Raw genomic sequence first — 25,846 nt, 5'->3', positions numbered from 1 at the left:
GGGCTCAATCCGGCAGCAGCAGCCGTGGGTCGATGCGGAACAACCGGGTATCCCCCAGCAGATGCGCGCTGAAGCTCTCGTCCAGCAGCGGCCGGAAGGCGATGTCGCGCAGGTTCAGGCCGCCGGCATAGGCCCCCATGGCCGGCATGACGCAGCGCCGCGACGACAGCGCAAAGCAGCGCCGCCGCAGAGCCCGCCCACGCATCCGCACCTTCGCCGCCGGATGGAGATGGCCGGCGATCTCGAAGCCGGCCTCGCTTGCGTCCGGCTCGTGGCGCAGCGTGACGCCGGACAGGGCGATCGTGTCGGCGCTCTCGCCGCCCATGGCGCGGCTGATCTGCGGATCATGGTTGCCGGTCACCCAGATCCAGTCGCGGCCTGTTTGCAGCAGGCACAGCGCGGCGAGGTTGTCGGCGCTGATGCGCACCTCCGCCTCGCGATCATGGAAGCTGTCGCCGAGCGCGATGACGCGCAGCGGGGCGTGGCGCAGGATCGCCGCCGTCAGCGCCGCCAGCGTGGCAGTCGAATCATAGGGCGGCAGGAAGATGCCGCGCGCCGCATAGGCCGAGCCCTTCTCCAGATGCAGGTCGGCGACGACCAGCGTGCGTTCCTCGGGCAGCCAGAGCGCGCCGGAGAGATCGGGCACGACCGCGAGCCGCCCCAGCATGAAGGCCGGGCTTGCCGTCCCACCTGCCGCTGCCGCCATCGCGTTCACGCCATCGCCTCCTCGATCAGCATCGCTTCCGCCTCCGCCAGGATTTCGTCCGCCGCCTCGCCATAGACAGCCTCGCGCCCGATCTCGAGCATGACGGAGACGCCGAGCGGCGAAACATGGTCGAGCGGCTGATGAATGATTCGGCCGCTGATTCGTGTCAGCATCTCACCCAGCCGGCGAATGTCGAGCAGGCCCGTCGCCGCATCGGCACGCGCGGCCTTGAGCAGCACATGGTCGGGCTCGTGCCGGCGCAGCACGTCATAGACCAGGTCGGTGGACATCGTGACCTGCCGCCCGTTCTTCTCCTGGCCGGGAAAGCGCCGCTCGATCAGCCCCGCGATCACCGCGCATTGCCGGAAGGTGCGCTTCATCAGCGCCGATTCCGCCAGCCACTCCTCGAGATCGTCGCCGAGCATGTCCTGAGCAAACAGGTCGTCGAGACTCAAGCGCCCGCCCGCGATCGCCGCCGACATGTCGCCGAGCCCCCAACAGGCCATGCCGTAATCATTGCAGACGAAGCCGAGCGGCCGCATCTTCGCCCGCTCCAGCCGCCGGGTCAGCAGCATGCCGAGTGTCTGATGGGCAAGCCGGCCCTCGAAGGGGTAGGCGACGAGGTAGAAGCGCCCGCCGCGCGGAAAGGTCTCGACCAGCAATTCGCCGGGCTGGGGCAGGCGCGATTTCAGGCGCTGCGCATGCAGCCAGGACGAGACCTCCTCGGGCAGGCTGTCCCAATCCTTCGGGCTCGCCAGCATCGCCCGCACGCGCGCCGCCAGGAAGGTCGAGAGCGGGAACTTGCCGCCGGCATAGGAGGGAATCTTCGGGTCGGTGCCGGGCGGCGCGCGCGAGCAGACCGCCTCGTTGCCAGTGATGCCTTCGAAGCGCAGCACCTCGCCGGCGAAGATGAAGGTGTCGCCGGGCGTCATCGTCTCCGCGAAATACTCCTCGACCTCGCCGAGAACGCGCCCGCCGCGCGTCACCTGGGAGGGCTGGCCGGGCTTTCCGGCCCGCGCACGCCCGAGCCGGACCTTGAGCATGGTCGATTCGACGATGGTGCCGACATTCATCCGGTATTGCTGGATGATCCTGGCGTTGCTGGCGCGCCAATGCCCGGCCTTGTCCTGCCGCAGCTTGGCGAAACGCTCATAGCTTTTCAGCGCATAGCCGCCCGTCGCGACGAAGTTCACCACGGCGTCGAAATCGGCCCGCTCCAGGCCGGCATAGGGCGAGGCGGTGCAGACCTCGTCATAGAGCGCGCCGGCGTCGAACCCGTCCGAGCAGGCGACGCCGAGCACATGCTGGGCCAGCACGTCGAGCGCCCCGATGCGGGCATCCGCCGTGTCCTGCGCGGCCTCGGCCACGGCATCGAGCGCAGCCCGGCACTCCAGCAGCTCGAAGCGGTTGGAGGGCACCAGCAGCGCCTGGGAGGGCTCGTCCATGCGGTGGTTTGAGCGGCCGATGCGCTGCATCAGGCGACTCGCACCCTTGGGCGCGCCGATATTGACGACGAGATCGACGTCGCCCCAGTCGATGCCGAGATCGAGCGTCGCGGTGCAGACCACCGCCTTGAGCCGGCCGTCGGCCATCGCCGCCTCGACCTTGCGGCGCTGCGCCACATCGAGCGAACCGTGATGCAGCGCGATCGGCAGGCTGTCGTCGTTGATGGTCCACAGCGCCTGGAAGGCAAATTCCGCCTGCATGCGCGTGTTGACGAAAACCAGCGTCAGCTTGTGCGCCTTGATGGCCTCATAGATCGCGCCCATCGCATGGCCGGTGGTATGCCCCGCCAGCGGCAAACGGGTCTGCGTCTGCAGGATGCCGATGCGGGCCGCGGCCCCGCCGGTGACGGTGACGAGGCCCGCCGGCGTGTCCGACCCGCCGAGGAAGCGCTGCAGATCGGCCGGCTCGCGCACCGTCGCTGACAGCCCGACCGCGCTGACCTGTGGCGCCAGGCTGCGCAGGCGTGCGAGATCGAGCGAGAGCAGGTCACCGCGCTTGGAGGTCACCAGCGCATGCAACTCGTCGAGCACGATGCGGCGCAGGCTCGAAAAGAAGCGCGCGGCATCGCGATGCGAGACCAGCAGCGCAAGCTGTTCCGGCGTGGTCAGGAGGATGTCGGGCGGGCGGGCGATCTGGCGCGTGCGCTTGGCCGCCGAGGTATCTCCGGTGCGGGTCTCGACGGTGACGGCCAGGCCCATCTCGCGGATCGGCGCGTCGAGATTGCGGGCGATGTCGACGGCGAGCGCCTTGAGCGGCGAGATGTAGAGCGTGTGCAGTCCCTCGCGCTTGGCTTCGGGCACGGCCTGGCGCCCGGAGAGCTCGACCAGCGAGGGCAGGAAGCCGGCGAGCGTCTTGCCGGCACCGGTCGGAGCGACCAGCAAGGTCGAGCGTCCGGCGCGGGCCGCGTCGAGCAAGGCGAGCTGATGAGGCCGCGCGCTCCAGCCTCGGCTTGCGAACCAGTTCTCGAAGGCGGGCGGGAGCGGGGAGGGCACAGCCATGCTGTCCAGAGATAGAGCGCATGGCGAGAGAACGAAAGGGGAATGGCTGGAGCCTGGCTCGGTCTGCCCCATGATTGCAGCGCTGCCGTGGTGCGTGACGCGGTTGCCGCGCACGCCACGCTCTATGCCTTACGCAAGGCCGTGCGGCGGCGCATCGGGGCCAGAACATTGACCTCGACGGCGGCGACGGTGGTGACGAGCAAGGCGGCGATGCAGATCGCCAGCTTCGAGTACTCTTCCATCGCGCCTTCGATCTGGATGGCATGGATGGCGCTGGCGCCAACCACGGCGACCGCCAGGACGCTGTGCAGGATGCGCCAGGGCCGATAGCCGATCTTGAGCACGCGCCGAGTCGCCGCAAGCGCAGCCGTCAGCACCAGGCACCACAGGCTGATTACGCCATAGAGCGAAAACGGCGTCGGCGCGACGAGCAGCAGGGCGTCGGTGATGTCCTCGGGGCTGTAAAGATACAGCGCGCCGATATGCACCGCGACCATGGCGACGATCGCGATGCCGCCCCGGCGATGCCACGTCACACCGGCTCGGACCTGCATGAGAGGCGGCGTCGCCGCCATCAGCAGCGGTTGCAGGAAGAGCAGGCTGAGCGCCAGCACGCCGGCCATGCCGCCGATGATCCACAACAGCTCCCGGCCACGTTGCAACGGACTTGCAGCGGCAGCAAGAACCGGAACGCAGGCAATGGCGGCGACAAGGATCCAGGCTGCGATGCGGCGGCGGTCAGCTCCGTCGCGGCTCATTGCCTGCCGCAGGCGCGAGGACGAAATCGGCCGTGAGAGCCTTGTCGTGACGGCTGTTCAGCACGGGGCGGAGGAACAGCGTTGCAAAGCCCGGATCGTCATAGGCGATATGGATATGCGGCTGCCCGAACTGGGGAACGATCGGCGAGATGTCGAGGCGATAGCTGCCATCCGGCCCGGTCATGACGCTTCCCCGGTTGCTCGGCACGCGCTCGCCGCCCCGCTCGGTAGCGGCCCAGATCTGGACCCGGATATTCGACAGCGGCTTACCGTCGCCGGCCCTGCGGACCACGCCCGACGCGACGAAGCCGGTCCCGAGATTTTGGACCAGCGGCGCGTTGGCGACATAATTATTGGAGCCGCCAGCCATGGTCTCGGTCGGGGCAAAGCCATTGCTGGCGGAGGACTGCGCGGTGGCCGGCGTTACCGAACGGGGCAGCAATCCCGCAGCGCCGATGGCCAGCGCTCCAGTGAGAAGCACTCTGCGATCCGTGACGATGATCTTGGCGGTCATTGTCTCTTCCTTCGCGATGGATGTGATGTCGGCGGCCCTGGACTGGCTTGTCATGCGCGTCCTGAGGGCAGGTCTCGAGCCGGATTCTCAGGCTATAAGCTAGCCATTGCGCCCTCGATGTCCACCAACGGGGCCGTGATGTCGGCATGACCGCCGATCACCTTCCCGTTAGGCGGTTGCCGAAGGTGTCGCCCGCGTCCTGACCAACGGACGCGTCCTCAGCCCCGCTCCGCCACCACCAGCAGCCCCGGGACGGCCACGCCACGATCCTGCCGCGTACTGGCGGGCTCCAGCAGTACCGGTCGAAGCCCCGCTTCCCGAAGCCTCTGACGCAGCCAGCCCTCGCCATGCGCGAACCGCCGATCCGCTCCGACGACGACCCCCTCGCCATCATGGCTCTGCACCGTGAAGGCAAACAGCCCGCCGCGTTTCAGCACACGCGCGCTCTGGGCGAAGCTGGGGCCAAGCTCGCCGAGATAGACGAAGACATCCGCCGCCACGACGAGATCGGCGCTGGCGTCTGGCCGGCTCGACAGGAAGGCGGTCAGCCCCGCCACCGCCAGCTTGTCGTAAAGCGGCTCGCCGTCCACGCGGGTCTTAACCCGCGCCCGCTCGATCATGCGCGGCGAGAGATCGCAGCCGGCGAGGAAGCCGGTCTCGGCGCGGATCGCCTCGCCCATCAGCCCGGTGCCGCAGCCGAGATCGAACACGGCGTCGAACCGGAAGGGCAGGCCGGCGTTGTCGCGGATGCGGGCCAGCGCGGCCCGCAACAAAGCGGGGGCGTTGTAGTGCAGGGCTTGGGTCAGATGGCTGTCGAAGCGTTCGGCATAGGCGTCGAACAGCGTGCCGGAGAAATTCTCGGAGGTGGCGTCCTCGGCTGCCATCGCGCCGATCCGCGCGAGGTCGAGCCGCGCCCCGAAATGATCGTTGGGATCGAGCATGAGGCAGGATCGCCAGGCGGTCGCGGCCTCCTCATTGTGGCCGAGAGCCTCCTGCGCCAGCCCGTAAAGGTGCCAGGCGGCAGTGAAGCCATAGGCCTCGGCAAGCGTCTGGTCGAGGATCTCGACGCAGGCCTGCGCATCGCCCTCCTTCAGCGCGGCTTCCGCCCAGGCATAGCGTCGGTCGAGCGTCGGGTCGCCGGAACTGGCGGAATGCGCGGTGGAGCCCTTTTCGATCATGGCTGCCGGTCTATCTGAGGAGTATGACACTGGCCAGACCGCGCCCGCTCAAGACAATGCGCCCATCCGAACTGCTGATTCCGACGCCGGCCGGTTTGTGGTGCCCGCCGGCCGACATCTATATCGACCCGGTCCGGCCGGTGGACCGGGCGCTGATCACCCATGGCCATTCCGACCATGCCCGCGCCGGCCATGGCGCCGTGCTGGCGACGCGCGAGACGCTGGCGATCATGGCGCTGCGCTATGGCGAGGGCTTCACGGGCGAGCGGCAGCAGGCGGTGCCGGGCGAGACGGTGCGGATCGGCCCGGTCGATTTCACCTTCGTTCCGGCCGGGCACGTCCTCGGCTCGGCCCAGATCATCGTCGAATCCGGGGGCCTGCGCATCGTCGTCTCCGGCGACTACAAGCGCGAGCGCGATCCGACCTGCGCCGGTTTCGAGCCGGTACGATGCGACATCTTCATCACCGAGGCGACCTTCGGCCTGCCGGTGTTCCGCCATCCGCGTGCCCATGCCGAGGTCGCAAAACTGCTGGAATCGGTGCGGGTCTTTCCCGAGCGGACCCATATCGTCGGCGCCTATTCGCTGGGGAAGGCGCAGCGCGTCATGGCCCTGATCCGCGAGGCCGGCTACGAGCGGCCGATCCATGTCCATGGCGCGATGGAGAAGCTGACGGAGTTCTATTTGTCGGAAGGCGCCGTGCTGGGCGATATTCGCAAGGTCGTCGCGGCCGAGCGCAAGAGCCTTGGCGGCGAGATCGTGATTTGCCCGCCAAGCGCGATCCAGGACCTCTGGGCCCGCAAATTTCCCGATCCGGTGACGAGCTTCGCCTCGGGCTGGATGCGGATCAGGGCGCGGGCCCGGCAGAAGGGCGTCGAGCTGCCGCTGATCGTCTCCGACCATGCCGACTGGGACGATCTCCAGGCGACGATCCGCGAAACCGGCGCCGGCGAGATCTGGGTCACGCATGGGGAGGCCGAGGCGCTGGTGCATTGGTGCGGCACGGTCGGCCTCAAGGCCAAGCCGCTGCATCTGGTCGGCTATGGCGACGAGGGCGAGGCGGAACCGACAGGAACGGAACCGGGATTGGAGGGGGCAGATGCCGCCGCTTTCTAGGCCCGAGCTACTTGCTCTGCGCCATCACAGGGCGCCCCGCCGTCGTCAGCGAGACGAGACCCGTCGCCATGTCGCGGGCGAGGCAGTCATAGCCGGCGTCGCTCATATGGAAGCTGTCGGGGGCAAGCGCCGCCGTGAAGGCCTGCGCATCTGTGCCGTGCCATTCCCGCATCGTGTCGTAGCGCGTGAACACCGGCACGTTCTGGCCCTTCGCGACCTCACCGATCGCATCGACATAGCTGCGGTAGCGGGCCGGCTCGCGGATGCCCGGAAAGAACTGCGGATCGAGCAAGGCAAGGCTCGTCCCCGCCGTCTTGACGATCGAGACACCGTCCTCGACCATCGCCTTGAAGGCGGCGAGGTCGCCGCCGGTGACGGCGTCGTTGGTGCCCACTTGCCAGATCACGAGGTCGTAGCGCTTCCCGGTCACGGCCTGCTTCAGCCGGGCAAGCGTCTGGGGCGCGATTTCCCCGCCGATGCCGGCATTGGTGATATTGATCTGCACGCGCGGCCAGGCGGCACCGAGCAGGGCTTGCAGACGCGCCGGATAGGTCTTGTCCTTGGCCGAGGCGCCGATGCCTTCCGTCGAGGAGGAGCCGATGGCGAGGATCTCGATTTTGCCTCCCGCCGCGATGCGCGGCGAAAGCGCTGCAAGCTTGTCGGTCGCCCGGACGATCTGGGTTTCGCGGCAGGTGAACGGTCCGGCTTGGGCGGCGCCCGCAAGCGCGGCCGTCAGCACGACGGCGAGACCCAAGGCCTGGATGGCAACACGCATCGGCAGCAGTTCCCCCTCAGCGACGAGCAGCCTGCCGCTCCGTTCATGAATGGAAACTGAATGAAGCGTTGCATCGACCGTCGCGTTCTCGAACACGGGTCTCTGCGCCAGGGGCGCGCCTCGTGAACCGGTTCGCCTGGCTGCTCGACCGCCTCGCCTATGAGCCGCGCCGCAATGCAAAGATTGCGCTGATCGCCGATTATCTGCGCACGACGCCCGATCCCGACCGCGGCCTCGCGCTGGCGGCGATGACCGGCGGACTGGTCTTTGCCAATGCCAAGGCGGGGCTGATCCGCGCGCTGATCGCCGAGCGCACCGACCCGGTGTTGTTTGCGCTGTCCTACGACTATGTCGGCGATCTCTCGGAGACGGTCGCGCTGATGTGGCCGGTCAAGCATGGCGCCAACGACATCCCGCATCTGCCCGACGTCGTCGAAGGCCTGCGCAACGCCGGCAAGGCCGAATTGCCGCGCCTTGTGGCCTCCTGGCTCGATGCGCTCGATGAGAACGGTCGCTGGGCGCTGCTGAAGCTCATCACCGGCAGCCTTCGCATCGGCGTCTCGGCGCGCCTCGCCAAGACTGCGGCCGCCAGCCTCGGCGGCATTCCCGCCGACGAGGTCGAGCAGGTCTGGCACGGGCTGGAGCCGCCCTACGCCACGCTCTTCGCCTGGCTGGAGGGGAAGGGGCCAAGGCCGGAGGCGACAGACCCCGCTCCGTTCCGGCCGGTGATGCTGTCGCATCCCATCGAGGAGGGCGATTTCGACAAGATCAACCCGAAGGATGTCCAGGCTGAGTGGAAATGGGACGGAATTCGCGTCCAGGCCGTCAGCGGCACGCGGCCGGACGGCACGCGCGTCACCCGCCTGTTCTCCCGGACGGGCGAGGACATCGCCGCCGCATTCCCCGATGTCGTCGAGGCGCTGGTGCTGGACGGGGCGATCGACGGCGAATTGCTCGTGCGCCGCGAGGAGACGGTGCAGAGCTTCAACACGCTCCAGCAGCGGCTCAACCGCAAGAGCGTGACCGCGAAGATGCTCGTCGAGTACCCCGCCCATATCCGCGCCTATGACCTCCTCGTCGATGGCGAGGTGGATCTGCGCGAACTGCCGCTGTCGGAGCGCCGCAAGCGCCTCGAGGCTTTCGTCGCGAGGCTGGGGAGCCCGATCGTCGATCTCTCGCCGCCGATTGCGTTTTCGACCTGGGAGGAGCTTGCCTCAGCCCGGGCGGACCCGGCTGCGGCCGGTGCTGGGGCGGATGCCGAGGCCGTCGAGGGCTGCATGATCAAGCGGCTCGAATCGCCCTATCTGCCGGGCCGTCCCAAGGGCCATTGGTGGAAATGGAAGCGCGAGGCGAGGCTCGTCGATTGCGTGCTGATGTATGCCCAGCGCGGCCACGGCAAGCGCTCCTCCTTCTATTCGGACTTCACCTTCGGCGTCTGGCGCGTTGGCGAGGAAGGGACGGACGAACTGGTCCCGGTCGGCAAAGCCTATTTCGGCTTCACCGACGAGGAACTGATCGAGCTCGACTGCTATGTCCGCAAGCACACGCAAAATCGCTTCGGGCCGGTGCGCGAGGTCACGCACACGGTTGAAAGCGGGTTGGTCTTCGAGGTCGCTTTCGAGGGGTTGCAGCGCTCGACGCGGCACAAATCGGGCCTCGCCATGCGTTTCCCCCGCATCAGCCGCATCCGCTGGGACAAGCCGCCTGGAGAGGCCGACCGCATCGAGGCGCTGGAGGCGCTGCTGCCCTCGACGGGCTGAAAGGTCCGGTTTCGCCATTCGTCGGAATTGCTCCTCGGCGCGGGATGGTTCACAGCCTTCCGGGCGCGCGGCGATGGATCATTGCCATCGCGCTTGAGATCAAGGCCCCGCTTGGGGCAGGATGCTGGCTGCGGGATGCTGGCAGATACCGGAGATCGGTTCCAATGAAACGGCAACCTTCGACACGGATCGTGATCGCGGACGACCATCCGCTCTTCCGGGGCGCGCTCAGGCAGGCCGTGTCCACGGCGCTCGAAGGCGCCGATGTCAGCGAGGTCGGCTCGCTGGAGGCACTGACCGAGGCGCTCGACACCGGCGGCGACGCCGATCTCGTCCTGCTCGACCTGACTATGCCCGGCGTGCAGGGCTTCTCGGGGCTGCTCTTTCTGCGCGCCGATCATCCCGAGGTGCCGGTCATCGTCGTCTCCGCCAATGACGAGCCGAGCGTGATCCGTCGCTGCATCGAGTTCGGCGCACTCGGCTTCCTGCCCAAGACCGCCGATGTCGAGCAGATGGGCGAGGCGATCCGCGCCGTGCTCGAAGGCACAGTCTGGACGCCGCCTGGCATCGATCTGAACGCGCCCGTCGATGCCGAGACCGCGACCATGGTCCGCAATCTCTCGACGTTGACGCCGCAGCAGGTCCGCGTGCTGATGATGCTGTCGGAAGGTCTTCTGAACAAGCAGATCGCCTATGAACTCGGTGTCTCCGAGGCCACGGTGAAGGCCCATGTCTCGGCCATCCTGACCAAGCTCGACGTCGATAGCAGGACGCAGGCCGTCATCGCCGCGGCCAAGATCGCCGGCACGGCCTGGGCCACGACCGGAGCCTCCGCCACCTTGTGAGGCGGAAGGCCTCGTCGCTCGACCGGCCGTTCAGCCCTGGTTCAAGCGCGCGGGGCACTGATGAATGCATATCGGGGATAGATCGCTCATGGCCAACGGCAGCAGTATCGAACGTTTTCTCGGCGGCTCGCCGCTCGCCGTGCTCGTGCGGCTGCTCTTCATCTCGCTGCTGGTCGGCGCGGCCATGGCCTTTCTCGGCCTGTCGCCGCGCGCGCTCTACGAGACGGCGGCCCGCTTCGTGCGCTCGCTCGGCGATATGGGCTTCGGCGCGGTGCGCGAAGTCGGCCAATGGGTGATCGCGGGCGCGCTGCTCGTGGTGCCGGTCTGGCTGCTGGCAAGGCTCTTCGCCGCACGGCGCTGATCCGTCGGGTTGCCCCTGCTTAGCGTCGCCGTCAGCCGGGCAGGGCCCGGATGGCGGCCCCCACGCAGATGATCAGCATGATTGCCGGTAGCGCCCAGCGCAGATGCAGGCGCAGGTCGGCCGCGTGTGCGCTCCAGCGCCATTGAGAATTGGCGATCGCGACCGATAGCATGATCTCGAACATCAGCACCGCGATGAGATAGAGATAGCCGAGCGAGATCATCTGGGCGATGGGCGTGTTGAGCGAGATCGAGCCCGGAAAGCTCGATTCGAAGGTGAAGCTGATCGCGGCCAGTGCCAGAAGCGACGAGAAGATCAGCCCGCCCTTGTCCTGCTCCTTCAGCCCCGGCGACCAGAGCACGAACAGCGAGACCGCCAGGACGGCCATGATCGGTATGAACACCCGCAGCAGGTAGCGTTCGGCATCGCGTGCGATCGTGACGGTCGCGTTCAATCGGGAGTAGGAGCGGGCATTCCATCCCATCACGAGGTCGTTCGAGAAGCGCAGACCCGCTGGCCGCCAGTCCACCACGGAGAGGTTGCTGTCGACGCCGGAGAACTGGCGGTCGGCTTCGGTCGTGAGGATGACCGCGTCCTGCTGCGCATAGCGCGGCAGGGACAGCGATAGCGTCAGGCTCTGCTGGTCGAAGGGAAAGGCGTCCATGTTCATGCGAAAGCGGAAATCGCTTTCGAACCGTTCGATCAGCATGACGTCGCCATTGGCATGCACCGACAATGCGACGGTACGCGAATCCTTGTCGCCGATCTGGTTGTCGAGCGAGAGGCCAGGCGTCCAGATCGTCTTGAGATGCTCGTCGGCCTCGTCGCCGACACGGTCCTGTCGAGAGAGCCCTCGGGCAATGCCATCGAAAGCGACCCGCGGGTCGTGCCAGCGCTGGGTCAGTTCGACATGCAGTCGCCCCTGACCGGCGACCTCCTTGATCTCGAGCACGTTGAGGACGCGCATCGCGACGCGCACTCTCACCGGCAGCTCCACACCCGTCGGCAGCGTGGTTGGGCTGCCGGCGGCGGGCTCCTCGGCATGCGCGCCGGAACCGAGCCCGATCATCAGCATGAGAAGCAGCGCGAGGCGGTACATCACGCCGCCTGCCGGCGCTTGCGGGCCAGGACGAGGAAGCCGACGAAGGCGATGATGCCCCCGCACAGTGCGATGACCCACAGCTCGGTCATGAGACGGCGCCAGTCGGCGTTCGGTTCTTCCTTCAGCACGAGCGTCAGGCCGATGAGACGGCCGGAGAAGTCGACGAGCGGTTGCGCCATGACGCCATAGGCCCGGCCGTCGAACCTGCGCGTGGCAATCTCGATATCGCGAAGAGGCTTCGTCGGATAGGCGCGCAGGAAACTGGAGAACAAGGAATCGTTGGTCGACGCCATGATGGTGAGGTCGCCGACCGCGGGCAGTTTCGGATCGAGCGGAACACCGCTCAGCGAATGCGCCGCCACCACGGCAATCTCGGTATTGGTGGAGGTCTTGACGAGGTCGAGCAGGGGGCGGATGTCGAGCCCCGCTTCCCAGGTGCCGACCAGCTCTCCCGCTTGCTCGACGGGCGCTACGCCGCGAATACCGATCCCGGCGACCCCGATCTCGACCCCCGTCTGTGCCCGGCGCAGGCGATTGGCGGCGACGACCATGGCGCGGAACGAAGAGATGTCGTCGCCATACTGGTCGGGGCGATGCATGCGCAGCAGGTAGCGCAGGTCCGGCGAGTGGAAGCCGAAGATCTGCACGCTGGCCTGACGGTTCAGGTATTGATAGGCGTCCTCGGCGAGGGCTTCGAGCCTTGCCCGGTCGCCGGCCGCCGCCGCCTCGCGGATCTGCGGATTGCGGGCGAAGGATTCCGCCAGCGAGAGCGAAAACTTCGCCGCCTGGTCGAAGCTGGACCCGAGCAGCGAGCCGACGAGACGCATCTGCGTTCCCCGGTCGCGCTCCGCCACCTTTTCCAGACTGTCATGCTGGTGCCAGAGCATGGCGCCGAGAATGGCTGCGATCAGCAAGGCGGGCGGGAATGCGCCCGAGACAAGCTTCTTCCAGTCGATACGCAGCAAAGCAAGGCCCTCTTCGATCGCTTGCGCGACCTGCACGCTATGTCGATCGACGACAGCGTGCGTTGACACAAACTGTTAGGTTCACGCTGGCGGATAGGACAGCGGCGACGCTGGGGCAAGGGCTTCGAACAAGGGCTTCGAGCGCGCGCCTTGGCCGGCGCCTTCGCAGGAGCAGCGGATGGCTCAGATGGCTTCTCCCCGCGCGATCGCGGCCGCATCGCGCCCGACCATCGCAGCGAGCTTCGACAGCCCGGCCTTGCGCGCCTCGGCGGCCAAGCCCGCCTTGACCGCCTTCACCAGCCCCGGCCCCTGGAACACCATCGCCGAGTAGAACTGCACGAGATCGGCGCCGGCGCGGATCTTGGCGAAAGCAGTCGCGGCCGAATCGATGCCGCCGACGCCGATCAGCGGAAACTGGCGCTCGACCCGCAGGAAGGTCTCGGCGAGCAGCCGCGTCGAGGCGGTGAAAAGCGGCTTGCCCGAGAGCCCGCCGGTCTCGTTCTTGGCCGGGCTGCGCAGGGTCTCCGCACGCGCGATCGTCGTATTGGAGACGATCATGCCGTCGATGCCGCGCCGGCGCGCCACCGCGACCATGCCGTCGAGCTCCGGCAGGGTCAGATCGGGGGCGATCTTGAGCAGCATCGGGGTGCGGCGTCCGCCGTTCGCGGCCTCGTCTCGGGCCTCGATCGCCCTGGCGATCAGGTCGTCGAGAGCCGATTCCGCCTGCAGGTCGCGCAGGCCCGGCGTGTTGGGTGAGGAGACGTTGACCGTCAGGAAGTCGGTGACCGGAGGGAGCCTGCGCGTCAGCACGGCGTAATCGGCGGCGCGGTCGGCCGATTCCTTGTTGGCGCCGAGATTGACGCCGACGATGCCGCCGCGCGCGCGCCGTGCCGCCAGACGCTGCGCCACCACCTCCATGCCGTCGCTGTTGAGGCCGTAACGGTTGATCACCGCCGCATCCTCGATCAGGCGGAAGACACGCGGCTTCGGGTTGCCGGGCTGGGGCAGGGGGGTGACGCCGCCGACCTCGACGAAGCCGAAGCCGAGACCGAGCGCGCCATCGACCGCTTCGGCATGCTTGTCGAAACCCGCCGCGAGCCCGACGGGATTGGAGAACGACAGTCCGAAGGCCTCGGTGGCGAGCACCGGATCATCGGCAGCCGGCCGCAGGGACGGGGCGGCGGCGAGAGCCGCCACCGTCAGACGATGCGCGGTCTCGGCATCCATCCGGTGGATCAGCGGCCGGGCGAGATTGAACAGGGAGCCGATCACGCAATGTCCTCCGGAACGATGTGCCGCCCATCTGCGTCCTGCGGCAGAGGCGCCACCCAGCGCACGGCCTTTGGATCGAGCGCCGCATAGAGATGCGGGAACAGCGCGCCGCCGCGCGAGGGCTCGTAGCGCAGCGCCTCGCCCAGTGCCGCGTCGTCGACCGCGATCAGCAGCAGCCCCCGCTGGCCGGCGAAGTGCTTGGCCACGGTCTCCCGCAGCTGTGCACCCGTCGAGAGGTGGATGTAGCCGTCGGTGAGATCGATCGCGGCGCCGGCAAAGCGCCCGGCGGCCTCGGCATCGCGCCACAGGGTCTCGGGGCAGATCTTGTAGATGAGGGGCACGCAAAACCTCGCAGGTGAAGCCTGCGGAGGGCATAGCGACTGTGAGGACGCTTCGGCAAATTTTATCCGCATCACGGCGGAAATCAGATTGAAATCTTATCTGATAGGGGATATTTCCTATCTTTGTCCCCGCCTACCGGCAACATCCTTCGCGAGGCCTCCGCGGTGCTGTCCCACGACCAGATCTGGAGCGCCATCGACGCGCTCGCCCAGCGCTATGGTTTCACCGCCTCGGGGCTGGCGCGCAAGGCCGGGCTCGACGCTACCACCTTCAACCGCTCGAAGCGGATCGGGCCGGACGGGCGCGAGCGCTGGCCCTCGACCGAATCGATCGCCAAGATCCTTCAGGCGACGGGTGCATCCCTCGACGAGTTCATGAGCGTTGTGATGCGGCGCGGCGCGGCGCCTGCCCGCACGATTCCCTTGATCGGCTTCGCCCAGGCGGGCTCGGGCGGGTTCTTCGACGATGGCGGCTTCCCTGTCGGCACCGGCTGGGAGGAGGTCGCCTTTCCCGGCGTGGCCGACGAGAAGGCCTATGCGCTCGAGATTTCCGGCGATTCGATGCTGCCGCTCTATCGCGACGGCGACACCATCATCGTCTCGCCGACCGCGACCGTGCGCCGTGGCGACCGCGTCGTGGTCAAGACCGTCGAGGGCGAGGTCTTGGCCAAGCAGCTCAAGCGTCAGACCGCAAAGACCATCGAGCTTGCCTCGCTCAATCCCGCCCATGCCGACCGCAGCCTGAATCTCTCCGAGATCGCCTTCATGGCCCGCGTGATCTGGGCGAGCCAGTAGGCCGCATCAGGCCGCCGCCTGCCGACGTCCCGGTAGCGTCACCATGAAGACAGCGCCGGTGTCCGAGGGCTCGAGCGCGATCGTGCCGCCGTGCAGCCGCACCAGTTCGGCTGCAACGGCAAGGCCGAGCCCGGTTCCTCCGGGCGTCACGGAGCCGCGAAAGGCCTGGAACAGGTTTGCCCGCGCCCGCTCCGGCACGCCGGGGCCGTTATCGGCCACGCGCAGGATGATCGAGCCGTTGTCGCGCTCGGCCTTGACCCTCAGCGTCGGCCGGCCGCCTTCCTCAGCCCCGGCCTGGGTCAGCGCCTGCACCGAATTGCGCATCAGGTTGAGCAGGACGCGGGCCATCTGGTCGGGATCGCAAGGCGCGATCAGATCGGCGGGAACCTCGTTGCTGAACGTGACCATGGCCGCCTCGGCGAGGCCGAGCATGTCGGCCTGCTCCGCCACGAGTTGGCGCAAGCCGACGTCCTTCAGCACCGGCGTCGCCTCCGCCGCGCGGCCATAGGCCAGAGTCGCCTGGCAGAAGTCGATGGCGCGGCCGAGCGTCGCGATCAGCCGCGGCGCGAAACGCTTGATCTTGGCGTCGCGGGTGTCGACGAGCCGATCCGACATCAATTGCGCCGCCGCCAGCATGTTGCGCAGATCGTGGTTGATCTTGCTGACCGCGAGGCCGAGTTCGGCGAGGTGCTTCTTGGTGCGCAGTTCGCCCGCGAGCGTCATCTGCATGCGGGCGAGCGCGCGCTGGGCCTCGCCGATCTCGTCTGCCCGCTGCGTCGGCTCGATGATCCGGTGCGGGTTCTCCGGATCGGCCTCGAATTCCATGACATTGGCGGCGAGCTGGCGGATGGGATCCACGATCATCCAGTTGAGCGCGATATAGACCGCGACCGCCGTCAGCCCCGAGATCAGCAGCGAGAGCAGCAGCAGATTGGTCGAGAATTTCAGCATCGCGCGCTGCAGCGGCGCTTCGTCGATGACGAGTTCGACGAAGTCGGCGCCGCCGACCGCCTCGCCGATGACCCGGATCGGCATTTTCGCAGGCGGCAGCACCAGCGTGTCCAGCGCCTCGCCGATCGCGTCGACCCAGCCGAGACTGCGCAGATCGACAGTGCGCGACACGGCAGCAGGGGGCATCGAATCGAGGGTGAGCAGGCGGCGGGCGCCTCCGACGCGCGCCGCAATGGCGCGGGCGCCGACGCCCATCAGCAGGCGATTCTCGCTGCCCTCGGGCAGGCCGTCCTGCGGGGCGCCCTCCAGCACGAGCACGGCGATCTGTGCCGCCGCCAGCCTGTCGTTGAGCCAGTTGCGCCGGAAATTGGCGACTGACGGCAGATAGATCAGCACTTCCGCCAGCATCACGAACAGAACCGTCAGGACGAGCAGCTTGGCTGAGAGCCCGAGCCGCGTCAGGCCGCGCGGCAGGCTGATGGAAAGCTGGTTCCTGTTGGGCGTGTGGTGCTGCATCGGCTTCGATCCTACCCGAAACGGCGCAGGAAGCCGATGAGGCGGCGCAAGGCGGGTTTTGCAGCCAGCGGCATGAGGAACGAGGTCGCCGCCCGCTTCGAGACGTCGGACAGGGTCGGATACGGCATCATCAGCTCCGCCATGGCCGTGGCGCTCGTGCCCGTCTTCAGCGCCAGCGCCCAGGTCGCGATCAGATCGCCCGCCCGTGCCCCGACGATCGTGACGCCGAGCACGCGGCCCTTTGCGTCGGTGACGAGCTTGACGAACCCCTCGGTCTCGCGCTCGGCCTGGGCGCGCTCACTTTCGGCATAGGGCCAGCGCAGCACGCGGATGGCTCCGGCCTGCGCGCGCGCCTGCTCCTCGGACAGGCCGAGGCTGGCAAGCTCCGGCTGGGTCTGCGTGACACGGGGGACGGCCGTCGCGTCGAACCGGCCGCGCTGGCGAAACAGCGCATGGCGCAAGACCAGACGGGCGTGCTCCTCGGCGATCGGCCCGCCGCCGACACCGCCGACCGAGCCGCTTACGCAGTCGCCGATGGCATAGACGCGACGATTCGTGCTGCGCAACTGCCGATCGACGCGGACGCCCCCTGCATCGCTGACGACGCCGGCCAGCTCGAGGTCGAGCGTTTCGATTGCCGGCGTCCGGCTGGTCGCGAGCAGGAGATGCGTGCCCCCGATGATGTGCTCGGCGCCGCCATCGAGCCCGGCGATGGCGAGCCGCAAGCCGCCACGGACCGATTGCGCCCGCAGCAGTTGCGCCTGCTCATGCAGGACCACCCCCTCGCGCAGCAGCGCCCGGCGCAGGATCGCGACCGCCTCGGGGTCGTCGCCCGCGAGCAGGCTCGTGGATTCGACGAGCGTGACCTGGCTGCCAAGGCGCGCCATCGCCTGTGCGACCGCGACGCCGGTCGCGCTGCCGCCGAGCACGATGAGGCGCTCGGGCCGGCGTGTCGCGCTCGCCAGACTGGCATCGGTCAGGAAGGGGACGGTCTCCAGCCCCGGGATCGGCGGAGCGACGGTACGTGCGCCGGTCGCGATCACGAAGCGGCGCGCCTTGATCGTCTGCGCGCCGACCGCGACGGTGCTGCGGCTGACGAAACGGGCTTCGCCCGCGATCACCACGGCGCCCAGCGCCGTCATGCGTTGCGCCGAGGTGTTGGGCGCTGCAGCCGCGAGCACGCGCTGGACATGGTCGTGGAGTTGCGCGTCGTTGACCTGCGGCTCGCCTGTCACGACGCCGAAGCGTCGCGCCTCGCGAACGGCCTGCGCCCGGGCAGCGGCAGCCGCGAGCGCCATCACGGCGCTGCCGCCGGCATGGCCGCCCATGCGGTCGCGTTCGACGATCACGACCGAGACCCCGAAGGCGGCCGCAGCCGTCGCGACGGCAAGCCCCGCCGTGCCGGCCCCGATCACGCAGAGATCCGGGGTCAGAGCCGGAGGCGTGCCGGCTGATGCCGCGCCCTCGCTCACGCCGTTCCTCCCCGCGTCCATGAGAGAAGGTCCGAAAGGTTCGACGGGCCGGACCGGCAAGGGAGCCGGCTGTCGGGCAGGATCATGCTGGCTCCCAGGCTGCTGACGGATTGCAAGGACGCGGAGGAATTCCAAGGACGCAGATGCGCTGCCCGATGAGCGGAATCAAGGCCGTATCAGCCGTAACATGGATTGGAAGCGCTGGCTCGATGCGGAGCATTCCGCGCCGGCCGACCGGCCTTGGCTGCCGCGCCGCCTCTCAGGCGACGTTGCGGTCTTTCCGCGGCAGGAAATTCGCCAGCGGCTCCGGCCTGCCGAAGAGATAGCCCTGGGCCCGTTGCGCACCCAGGAGCTGCACGGCGATGCGCTGCTGCTCGGTCTCGATGCCCTCGACCACGACATTCATCGAGAGGCGGCGCGCGAGCTGGCAGACCGCTTCGATGATCGCTTTCGAGGCTTCGCTGGAATGGACGGTGCGGGTGAAGCTCTGGTCGATCTTCACTTGCGCGAAGGGGTAGGTCGAAAGATAGGCCAGCGAGGAATAACCCGTGCCGAAATCGTCCAGGGCGAAGGTCACGCCAAGCGTCCGCAACTCGTCGATCACGCCGAGCGTCGTCTTGTTGTCCTCGATCAGCAGCGATTCGGTGACCTCGAGCGTCAGCCTGCGTGAGTTGAGGCCCGATGCGATCAGCGCATCCTTCACCGTCTCGACGATACGGCGCGGCTCGCGGAACTGCAGCGGCGAGACGTTGACGGAGACGCCGACATGACTTTCCCAGGAGGCGGCATCCTTGCAGGCCTGGCGGATCGCCCAGTCGCCGATCGCAGCGATCAGCCCGGATTGCTCCGCGACGGGGATGAACAGGCCGGCTGACACCATGCCCCGCGTCGGGTGCTGCCAGCGCATCAGCGCCTCGCGCGAGACGATCTCTCCGGTCCGCAGATCCAGGATCGGCTGGTAGTACAGCTCCAGCGTGCCGTCCTCGCAGGCCTTGCGCAGATCAACCTCGATCTCGTGGCGCTCGAGCATCTCCTCGGCCATGGCCGGGTTGAAGAACATCAGCGTGTTGCGGCCGGCTGCCTTGGCCTTGTAGAGCGCCGTGTCGGCATGGCGCAGCAGGTCTGCCGGCATCGCGCCGTCATGTGGCGCCATGGCGATGCCGATGCTGGCTGTGACGTAGACCGTCTTGTTGTCGAGCCTGAAGGCCTTGGACATCGCGTCGATCATGCGCTGCGCAATGATGGTGACGGTGGCGTGGTTGGCCGCCGGCAGGATCAGCAGGAACTCGTCGCCGCCAAAGCGGGCGAGCAGATCGCTGCCGCGGACGGCGCCGCGCAGGCGGTTGGCCGTCTCCACCAGCACGCGGTCGCCGAGATCGTGACCGAGATTGTCGTTGATCTGCTTGAAGCCGTCGAGATCGACATAGAGCAGCGCGAAGGGCTCGCCGGTCCGCTCCATCCGGCCGAAGGCCTCGGCGATGTTGCTGTTGTACTCGAATCGGTTGGCGAGCCCGGTCAGCTCGTCGAAGCGCGCCATCTGCTCGATGCGGGCCTCCGTGGCCTTGCGGCTGGTGGCGTCCTCCGTCGACATCAGCACGCCGCCTTCGGCCGCGGGCGCGAAGGTGACGACGAGAATGCGGCCGGCCTGGGTCTGGATTTCGCGGCTGGTGGTTTGCTGGGTCCTCTGGATCTCGACCAGCGCCTCCCTGAGGTCTCGCAGCTGCTCCGCACGGACGACCTGTCGCTCGACCAGGAAACGCCCGATCGCGGTGATCGGCGTACCCGGCAGAGCCAGCGTCTCGGGCAGTCCGTAAAGTGCTTGGTGAGGTGCGTTGCTGACGGCGAGCTTGAGGTCGCGGTCGAACATCGCCAGCCCATGGATCATGGTGTTCAGGGCGGCGTCGAGCGTCAGGTTCTGGGAGTGCAGGGCCGACGCCAGCGCCTTCGACTGCTTGGTCGCGTCGCTGAGGGCCAGAAGGTTGCGATGGATCGAGTTCGTGATGGCGATGTTGGCCGCCACGAACAGGAAGGCGAAATAGCCGATGTAGTGATAATAGACGTTGTGGGCCTGGATCAGCCCGATCGCCATCGGAATGCAGAAGGTCAGCAACTGCACCGCGACGAATTTCGGCCGGCCGGCATTGCGCGAGACATAGCCTGATGCGATCGCGATCGTCGAGGCGACCGAGGTGATGTGGGCGGCCGCATCGTCCGTATGCGTGAGCGCGGCGTAGCAGCTGTAGCCGAGCACCGCGCTGAAGGCGGTCGCGCCCAGGAAATAGTCCCGGTCCCAGCGACGCGTCGCGGCATAGCCTTCGCTGGAATGGTCGCACCGATGATAGGCGATGAAATTCGCCAGCCGCAGGAGCACGATGACGGTGACCATCAGCGTCAGATGCAGGAAAAGATCGAGGCCTGTCGAAATCCAGCACAGGAACGGCGTCAGGATACCAGCCACGCCGCCGGGAATGATCGAAGCCGGCGACGAGAACAGCGAACTGACCAGCAGCGCATAACCGGGCAGGTCGAAACCCTCCGCCGGATCCTGCGCTCTGGCGTTCCACAGTCGCTTGAGCGCGCCCGCCATGAAATCCTGCCCCAGGGGGTGCCGGGGCGCCTGCTCGCCGCACCCGTGTCCTGTCGATTCCAGGATTTAAGGGCGCAGAGGTAAATGTTTCGTGTTTGGTGGCGTTTTCCTCGCGTCGGAAGCGCCTCGTCCCGGCTCAGGCCCCCAGCCGCTGAATGGTGGGGACGGACCGCTGGTAGACCCGCGCGAGCATCCTGTCCTGCGTTTGTGCGATCCGCTGCAATTTCGAGATCGCACTGGGATTGAGCCGCAGCATGCAATCGGTCCAGATCTGGCCGAGATGTTCGAGTTCCTCCTTCAGATCGCCCGCGCGGCGGTTGAAGGCCGAGAACAGTGCGGTCTTGGCTGCATGGACGGGCAGCGAGTCGCTGGCATATTTGCGGATCCAGGCCTCGCCGGTCCCCGTCGGCACGACGGCTTCGAGCCCGCCCGCCGCGAGGAATTCCTGCGCGCTCATCTCCTCGCCTGACAGGAGCATCTCCTCGGCGGCGCGCGGACCCATGCGGCGCGACAGGATCGCGACCGCCGTGATCGGAAAATGGTTGAACTTGATTTCCGGATAGACGAACGACGCCTGCTCCTCGGCGATCATGACGTTGCATGAGCGCGGCGCATCGATGCCGCCGCCGATCGCCTTGGCGTGGATCGTCGACAGCGTCACGACGAGCCCGTTCAGGCCGCTGGCGTTCATCACCGCTCCGGCGCTGGACAGCCGGGCATATTCGGCGAGCGCCGCGCGATCGTTCTTGGCGAGGCAGTCGAGATAGAAATCGAGATCGCCGCCGAGCGTGAAGAACGGGCCGGTTCCCCGAAACGCGAGGAAGCGCACCGGCGCGCGATGATACTGTTCGGGAGCGCCCCAGAGCGCTGCGATCGCGTTCTGGATTTTCACCAGGCTGTCGAGCAGCTGCAGCGTGAAGACCGGCTTCAGCTCCGGACGGATCGTCACCCAGAGGGTCTTGATCTCCGGCTCGTAGGACAGCTGCGTCTCGGGCAGGAAGCCCGCCTTGTGGCGGATCGCATCGATGACGTCGCAGCGGTCCAGCACCGCCGGTGCCGCGACATCCATGACGGAAGCAAATGAATGAAACATGCCGCAGACCCCCAAATTGCCGTGCATCGAGAGCGATGTCGGCAAGGTATGCGAAGTTAACAAATTGTAAACGCAATCCCGTGGAAATGGTTAATTTCGTTAAGCTTTATTCCCTAACGTCATGTGCCGATCGTCTGGTCGTATCGCGATGGAACGACGGGCGCGCGAGGCCATGGTCGCACGCAAGCCGCGTGCCTCCGCCAGGCCGCAATCCGCTTGCCGCACATCGCCGATCGAGGCGGCCTGCCGCGCCGTGCTTGTCCAAATCAATGCATGCGGCTAACCATGCGCCGCGATTTCGCCGCGATCCGAGCGTTGAACCCCGGTACCGAGTTGATGCCGTGAACCACCAGACATCCGCAGACGACGAGAAGAGGGCGCGCCTTGCCGCCGCCCTTCGGGAAAACCTGAAGCGCCGCAAGGCACAGGCCCGGGCTCGCCGCGCGGACGAGGCGCCCGCGCAGGAGCCGGCACCGCAAACCCAGGCCGACCTCAACCGGTCCTGACCGAGTTTCCCATGCGCCGCCGGCTGTCAGCCTGGCGGCTTAGCAGGACCTGACGATGGACAAGATCCGCATCACCGGCGGCCAGCGCCTCAATGGCGCGATTCCGATCTCGGGCGCGAAGAATGCGGCACTGCCGCTGATGATCGCGAGCCTGCTCACCGACGAGACCCTGACGCTGGCCAATGTGCCGCGCCTCTCCGATGTCAGCGCGCTCTCGCGCATCCTCTCCAACCAGGGCGTCGACAGGACCGTCGCCGGCAAGCGCATCGGCCAGTCGGCCGAGACCGGCCAGACGATCTCCCTGACCGCCCGCCAGATCGTCGATACCTGCGCTCCCTATGAGCTTGTCTCGACCATGCGCGCCAGCTTCTGGGTGATCGCGCCGATCCTCGCCCGGATGGGCGAGGCCAAGGTCTCGCTGCCCGGCGGCTGCGCCATCGGCACGCGCCCTGTCGACCTTCTGCTGATGGCGTTGGAGAAGCTCGGCGCCGAGATCGAGATCGAGAATGGCTATGCGCTCGCCCGCGCGCCCAGGGGCCTCAAGGGCGCCGAGATCGTCTTCCCGAAGGTGACGGTCGGCGGCACCCATACTGCGCTGATGGGCGCGGTGCTGGCGCAGGGCACGACGGTGATCGAGAATGCGGCGCGCGAGCCCGAGGTCGTCGATCTCGCCGCCTGCCTGATCAAGATGGGTGCCAAGATCGAGGGCGCCGGCACGAGCCGGATCGTCGTCACCGGCGTCGCCCGCCTCGGCGGCGCGCATCATACCGTCCTGCCCGACCGCATCGAGACCGGCACCTACGCCATGGCGGTGGCGATGACCGGCGGCGACGTGCTGCTGGAAGGGGCTCGTGCCGACCTGCTGCAGTCGGCGCTCGACGTGCTGGTCAAGGCCGGCGCCGAGGTGACCTCGACCAATGAGGGCATCCGCGTGCGCCGCAATGGTCAACGGCTCGAATCCGTCGATGTCGATACCGACCCGTTCCCCGGCTTCCCGACCGATCTCCAGGCCCAGTTCATGGCGCTCATGACGAAGGCCAAGGGCACCTCGCGCATCCGCGAAACCATCTTCGAGAACCGCTTCATGCATGTGCAGGAGCTGGCGCGTCTCGGCGCGAAGATCAGGCTGGAAGGCGATGCCGCCCATGTCGAGGGTGTCGCCAAGCTCACGGGCGCGCCGGTGATGGCGACCGATCTGCGTGCCTCGGTCTCGCTCGTCATCGGCGGCCTCGCGGCGGAAGGCGAGACCATGATCAACCGCGTCTACCATCTCGACCGCGGTTTCGAGGCCCTGGAAGCCAAGCTGACGCGCTGTGGCGGCCTCGTCGAGCGCATCACCGGTTGACGTATCCCGGCGGCACCGCCAGAACACCCCCCATGTCGGACGATGCCGCAGACCCGTTGAAGCTCCTCGCGCTGGACACCGATGATCTGGCGGTCGTGTCGGCGCATCTGCAGGATGCGGTTCTGAAGGTGGCCGACATCGTCTGGCTGCCGGCGCAGAAGCGCTTCGCTCTCGCAGCCCGCCGCTTCGACTGGGAGGGTGAGGCTCTCGGCCAGCGCCGCCGCCGGCTGACCGCCCTGCATTTCGACCGCGTGCTCGCCGTTCGCAGCACCAGGATCGACAAGGCCATGCCCGACCAGGTGCTGAGCCTGCTGGCGATCACCTTTGCCGAGGGTGAGGTGCCGGCCGGCGCCGTCACGCTGCATTTCTCCGACGGTGCTGCGATCGTGCTCCAGATCGAATGCATCGAGGCCCAGATGAAGGATCTCGGCCCGGTCTGGGAAGCCGTGGCGACGCCCGGTCATCCCGACGGCCCCTGAGCCCTTTCCTGCGACAGAGAGATTTTCGGGGATAGCGATGCCAATCAGGCTCGACGACAGCAGCGCCGCTTTCGAGCGCGACTTCCGTGACCTGCTTTCGGCCAAGCGCGAGGTCTCCGAAGAGGTCGATCGCGTCGTCGCCGACATCATCGCCGATGTGCGCGAGCGTGGCGACGCGGCCGTCATCGACTATACGCAGCGCTTCGACGCGCTCGCGCTGACGCCGCAGACGCTGCGTGTCCAGGCCGACGAGATCGACGCTGCGGTGGCGGCCTGCCCGCCGGAGCAACTCGCGGCGCTGGAGACGGCGCGCGCGCGCATCGAGGCCTATCATCTGCGCCAGAAGCCGCAGGACGCGTGGTTCATGGACGCCGCCGGCGTCGAGAGCGGCTGGCGCTGGAGCGCCATTGAAGCCGTCGGGCTCTATGTCCCCGGCGGCACGGCGAGCTACCCCTCCTCGGTGCTGATGAACGCGGTGCCGGCGAAGGTCGCCGGCGTCGATCGCGTGGTGATGGTCGCGCCGACTCCGCGCGGCGAAACCAATCCGCTCGTACTCGCGGCGGCACGGCTAGCCGGCGTCGATGAGATCTACCGCATCGGCGGCGCGCAGGCCGTGGCAGCGCTCGCCTATGGCACCGCCAGCATCGCGCCGGTGGCCAAGATCGTCGGCCCCGGCAACGCTTACGTGGCCGCCGCCAAACGCCGTGTCTTCGGCCAGGTCGGCATCGACATGATCGCCGGTCCCTCGGAGGTGCTGGTCATCGCCGACGGCACCGCCAATCCCGACTGGATCGCCGCCGACCTGCTGGCCCAGGCCGAGCACGACGTCTCCGCGCAGTCGATCCTGATGACCAACGATGCGGCGCTGGCCGCCGAGGTCGAGAAGGCGGTGCAGGCGCAGTTGCAGACGCTGCCCCGTGCCGAGATCGCGGCGAAGAGCTGGGCCGATTATGGCGCGATCCTGCTGGTGTCCGATCTGGAGGCCGCCATACCGCTGGTCGACCGGCTGGCGCCCGAGCATCTCGAGATCATGACGGCCGATCCCGACCGCCTGGCTTCGATGATCCGCAATGCCGGCGCGATCTTCATCGGCGGCCATACGCCCGAGGCGATCGGCGATTATGTCGGCGGCCCCAACCATGTCCTGCCGACGGCGCGCTCGGCGCGCTTCTCCTCGGGTCTGGGCGTACTCGATTTCATGAAGCGGACATCCCTGCTGAAATGCAGCCCCGACGCACTTCGCGCGCTGGCGCCGGCCGCGACCCGGCTCGCGCAAGCCGAGGGCTTGCAGGCGCATGGCCGATCCGTGACGATCAGGTTGAACTGAGCGCAGCCGCGGGCTGAGCGCGGCACCTTTGCCGCGACGCGGGACCGGAGGTGTGATGCCCCAAGCCGATCAAACCACGAAGCAGTGCCTGGTCGGCGTCACGCTCGACCCGTCTTCGCTCGGCGGCGGCTCCGCCGACCAGGAGCATGAGCGCGCGGTCGCGATCTACGACCTGATCGAACGCAACCATTTTGCGCTGCCGGGTCATGAGGGCGGGCCCTATCTCGCCCACCTCGCCATGATCGAGCGCCGGCTGGTCTTCGAGATCCGGGAGGCGGATGGCGAACCTGTCATCACCCACCACCTGTCGCTCACGCCGTTCCGACGCATCGTCAAGGACTATGCGATGGTCTGCGAGAGCTATTATGCCGCCATCCGCACCTCGACGCCCTCGCAGATCGAGGCGATCGACATGGGCCGACGCGGCCTGCACGATGAGGCGGCCGGCATCCTCGTCGAGCGTCTCGCCAGCAAGGTCGAGATCGATTTCGACACGGCCAGGCGACTCTTCACCCTGATCTACGCGCTGCACTGGAAGGGCTGAGCGCTTGGAGCCGCCAGCCTCGCGCAGCAAGGTCC

General features: G+C 67.6%; 24 protein-coding genes. 10 read left to right on the top strand and 14 right to left on the bottom strand.

Annotated elements, in window-relative coordinates; genetic code table 11:
• Nucleotides 1–4 precede the first annotated feature (4 nt).
• The 5 genes from pdeM to AE618_RS06185 all read right to left on the bottom strand — a co-directional run bounded on the left by pdeM (nt 5) and on the right by AE618_RS06185 (nt 5,660).
• Nucleotides 5–706, bottom strand: coding sequence for a ligase-associated DNA damage response endonuclease PdeM (pdeM, locus tag AE618_RS06205; protein ID WP_054208225.1), 702 nt, complete (start codon nt 704–706; stop codon nt 5–7).
• A gap of 5 nt (nt 707–711) precedes the next feature.
• The gene (locus AE618_RS06200) at nt 712–3,210 is read right to left on the bottom strand and encodes a ligase-associated DNA damage response DEXH box helicase (protein ID WP_054208167.1); all 2,499 of its coding nucleotides are present in this window, start codon (nt 3,208–3,210) and stop codon (nt 712–714) included.
• A 122-nt stretch (nt 3,211–3,332) separates the two neighbouring features.
• Nucleotides 3,333–3,968, bottom strand: coding sequence for a ferric reductase-like transmembrane domain-containing protein (locus AE618_RS06195; protein ID WP_054208166.1), 636 nt, complete (start codon nt 3,966–3,968; stop codon nt 3,333–3,335).
• Complete coding sequence (locus tag AE618_RS06190; protein WP_054208224.1) at nt 3,949–4,482, bottom strand: hypothetical protein; 534 nt, start codon at nt 4,480–4,482, stop codon at nt 3,949–3,951. The genes AE618_RS06195 and AE618_RS06190 overlap by 20 nt, the downstream gene beginning before the upstream one ends.
• Before the next feature lie 218 nt (nt 4,483–4,700).
• Nucleotides 4,701–5,660, bottom strand: coding sequence for a class I SAM-dependent DNA methyltransferase (locus tag AE618_RS06185; protein WP_054208165.1), 960 nt, complete (start codon nt 5,658–5,660; stop codon nt 4,701–4,703).
• Nucleotides 5,661–5,683: 23 nt separating this feature from the next.
• On the opposite strand from AE618_RS06185, the gene AE618_RS06180 reads away from it, so the two are divergent.
• The gene (locus tag AE618_RS06180) at nt 5,684–6,775 is read left to right on the top strand and encodes a ligase-associated DNA damage response exonuclease (protein ID WP_248310772.1); all 1,092 of its coding nucleotides are present in this window, start codon (nt 5,684–5,686) and stop codon (nt 6,773–6,775) included.
• 7 nt (nt 6,776–6,782) lie between these two features.
• Here AE618_RS06180 and AE618_RS06175 read toward each other — a convergent pair whose 3' ends face one another.
• Nucleotides 6,783–7,550: an SGNH/GDSL hydrolase family protein gene (locus tag AE618_RS06175; protein WP_156330132.1), complete on the bottom strand. Its 768-nt coding sequence runs from the start codon at nt 7,548–7,550 to the stop codon at nt 6,783–6,785.
• 122 nt (nt 7,551–7,672) lie between these two features.
• Between AE618_RS06175 and AE618_RS06170 the strand changes: the two genes are divergently transcribed.
• From AE618_RS06170 to AE618_RS06160, 3 genes are all read left to right on the top strand, one after another.
• Nucleotides 7,673–9,310 (top strand): cisplatin damage response ATP-dependent DNA ligase, encoded by a 1,638-nt coding sequence (locus tag AE618_RS06170; protein ID WP_054208162.1) that lies wholly within the window; start codon nt 7,673–7,675, stop codon nt 9,308–9,310.
• A gap of 164 nt (nt 9,311–9,474) precedes the next feature.
• The gene (locus tag AE618_RS06165) at nt 9,475–10,155 is read left to right on the top strand and encodes a response regulator (RefSeq protein ID WP_054208161.1); all 681 of its coding nucleotides are present in this window, start codon (nt 9,475–9,477) and stop codon (nt 10,153–10,155) included.
• A gap of 88 nt (nt 10,156–10,243) precedes the next feature.
• A complete protein-coding gene (locus AE618_RS06160) occupies nt 10,244–10,516 on the top strand; it encodes a DUF6460 domain-containing protein (RefSeq protein WP_054208160.1) in 273 nt (90 codons plus the stop codon).
• 31 nt (nt 10,517–10,547) lie between these two features.
• On the opposite strand, the gene AE618_RS06155 is transcribed toward AE618_RS06160, so the two are convergent.
• From AE618_RS06155 to AE618_RS06140, 4 genes are all read right to left on the bottom strand, one after another.
• On the bottom strand, nt 10,548–11,615 hold the full coding sequence (locus AE618_RS06155; RefSeq protein WP_054208159.1) for a neurotransmitter-gated ion-channel ligand-binding protein: 1,068 nt from the start codon (nt 11,613–11,615) through the stop codon (nt 10,548–10,550).
• Complete coding sequence (locus AE618_RS06150; protein ID WP_054208158.1) at nt 11,615–12,619, bottom strand: cache domain-containing protein; 1,005 nt, start codon at nt 12,617–12,619, stop codon at nt 11,615–11,617. The genes AE618_RS06155 and AE618_RS06150 overlap by 1 nt, the downstream gene beginning before the upstream one ends.
• Before the next feature lie 147 nt (nt 12,620–12,766).
• A complete protein-coding gene (locus AE618_RS06145) occupies nt 12,767–13,855 on the bottom strand; it encodes a quinone-dependent dihydroorotate dehydrogenase (protein ID WP_054208157.1) in 1,089 nt (362 codons plus the stop codon).
• Nucleotides 13,852–14,196 carry a DUF952 domain-containing protein gene (locus AE618_RS06140; protein ID WP_054208156.1) on the bottom strand — a complete coding sequence of 115 codons (345 nt, stop codon included), beginning with the start codon at nt 14,194–14,196 and terminating at the stop codon, nt 13,852–13,854. The genes AE618_RS06145 and AE618_RS06140 overlap by 4 nt, the downstream gene beginning before the upstream one ends.
• Before the next feature lie 165 nt (nt 14,197–14,361).
• Between AE618_RS06140 and AE618_RS06135 the strand changes: the two genes are divergently transcribed.
• Nucleotides 14,362–14,991 carry a S24 family peptidase gene (locus AE618_RS06135; protein ID WP_054208223.1) on the top strand — a complete coding sequence of 210 codons (630 nt, stop codon included), beginning with the start codon at nt 14,362–14,364 and terminating at the stop codon, nt 14,989–14,991.
• Nucleotides 14,992–14,997: 6 nt separating this feature from the next.
• Here the strand turns inward: AE618_RS06135 and AE618_RS06130 are convergent, their stop codons facing one another.
• From AE618_RS06130 to AE618_RS06115, 4 genes are all read right to left on the bottom strand, one after another.
• Nucleotides 14,998–16,458: a sensor histidine kinase gene (locus AE618_RS06130; RefSeq protein ID WP_054208155.1), complete on the bottom strand. Its 1,461-nt coding sequence runs from the start codon at nt 16,456–16,458 to the stop codon at nt 14,998–15,000.
• 11 nt (nt 16,459–16,469) lie between these two features.
• The gene (locus tag AE618_RS06125; RefSeq protein ID WP_248310771.1) at nt 16,470–17,930 is read right to left on the bottom strand and encodes a dihydrolipoyl dehydrogenase family protein; all 1,461 of its coding nucleotides are present in this window, start codon (nt 17,928–17,930) and stop codon (nt 16,470–16,472) included.
• Nucleotides 17,931–18,189: 259 nt separating this feature from the next.
• A complete protein-coding gene (locus tag AE618_RS06120) occupies nt 18,190–20,517 on the bottom strand; it encodes a putative bifunctional diguanylate cyclase/phosphodiesterase (protein ID WP_054208153.1) in 2,328 nt (775 codons plus the stop codon).
• Nucleotides 20,518–20,653: 136 nt separating this feature from the next.
• Nucleotides 20,654–21,610 (bottom strand): enoyl-CoA hydratase-related protein, encoded by a 957-nt coding sequence (locus tag AE618_RS06115; protein WP_054208152.1) that lies wholly within the window; start codon nt 21,608–21,610, stop codon nt 20,654–20,656.
• Between the two features lie 341 nt (nt 21,611–21,951).
• On the opposite strand from AE618_RS06115, the gene AE618_RS28415 reads away from it, so the two are divergent.
• The 5 genes from AE618_RS28415 to AE618_RS06095 are packed head-to-tail and all read left to right on the top strand — an operon-like array spanning nt 21,952 to nt 25,811.
• Nucleotides 21,952–22,116 carry a hypothetical protein gene (locus tag AE618_RS28415; RefSeq protein ID WP_197280684.1) on the top strand — a complete coding sequence of 55 codons (165 nt, stop codon included), beginning with the start codon at nt 21,952–21,954 and terminating at the stop codon, nt 22,114–22,116.
• Nucleotides 22,117–22,171: 55 nt separating this feature from the next.
• A complete protein-coding gene (gene murA / locus AE618_RS06110; protein WP_054208151.1) occupies nt 22,172–23,461 on the top strand; it encodes a UDP-N-acetylglucosamine 1-carboxyvinyltransferase in 1,290 nt (429 codons plus the stop codon).
• Nucleotides 23,462–23,493: 32 nt separating this feature from the next.
• Nucleotides 23,494–23,940, top strand: a complete 447-nt coding sequence (locus AE618_RS06105; RefSeq protein ID WP_054208150.1) for a DUF2948 family protein — start codon at nt 23,494–23,496, stop codon at nt 23,938–23,940.
• A gap of 37 nt (nt 23,941–23,977) precedes the next feature.
• Nucleotides 23,978–25,267 (top strand): histidinol dehydrogenase, encoded by a 1,290-nt coding sequence (gene hisD / locus AE618_RS06100; RefSeq protein WP_054208149.1) that lies wholly within the window; start codon nt 23,978–23,980, stop codon nt 25,265–25,267.
• 55 nt (nt 25,268–25,322) lie between these two features.
• Nucleotides 25,323–25,811: a UPF0262 family protein gene (locus AE618_RS06095; protein WP_054208148.1), complete on the top strand. Its 489-nt coding sequence runs from the start codon at nt 25,323–25,325 to the stop codon at nt 25,809–25,811.
• Nucleotides 25,812–25,846 lie beyond the last annotated feature (35 nt).

Origin of the sequence: Allobosea vaviloviae, assembly GCF_001298265.1 — a bacterium.
GTDB classification, from domain to species: domain Bacteria; phylum Pseudomonadota; class Alphaproteobacteria; order Rhizobiales; family Beijerinckiaceae; genus Allobosea; species Allobosea vaviloviae_B.
Note: the sequence above shows the minus strand (reverse complement) of the source record. Positions and strands in the feature narration are given on the sequence as shown.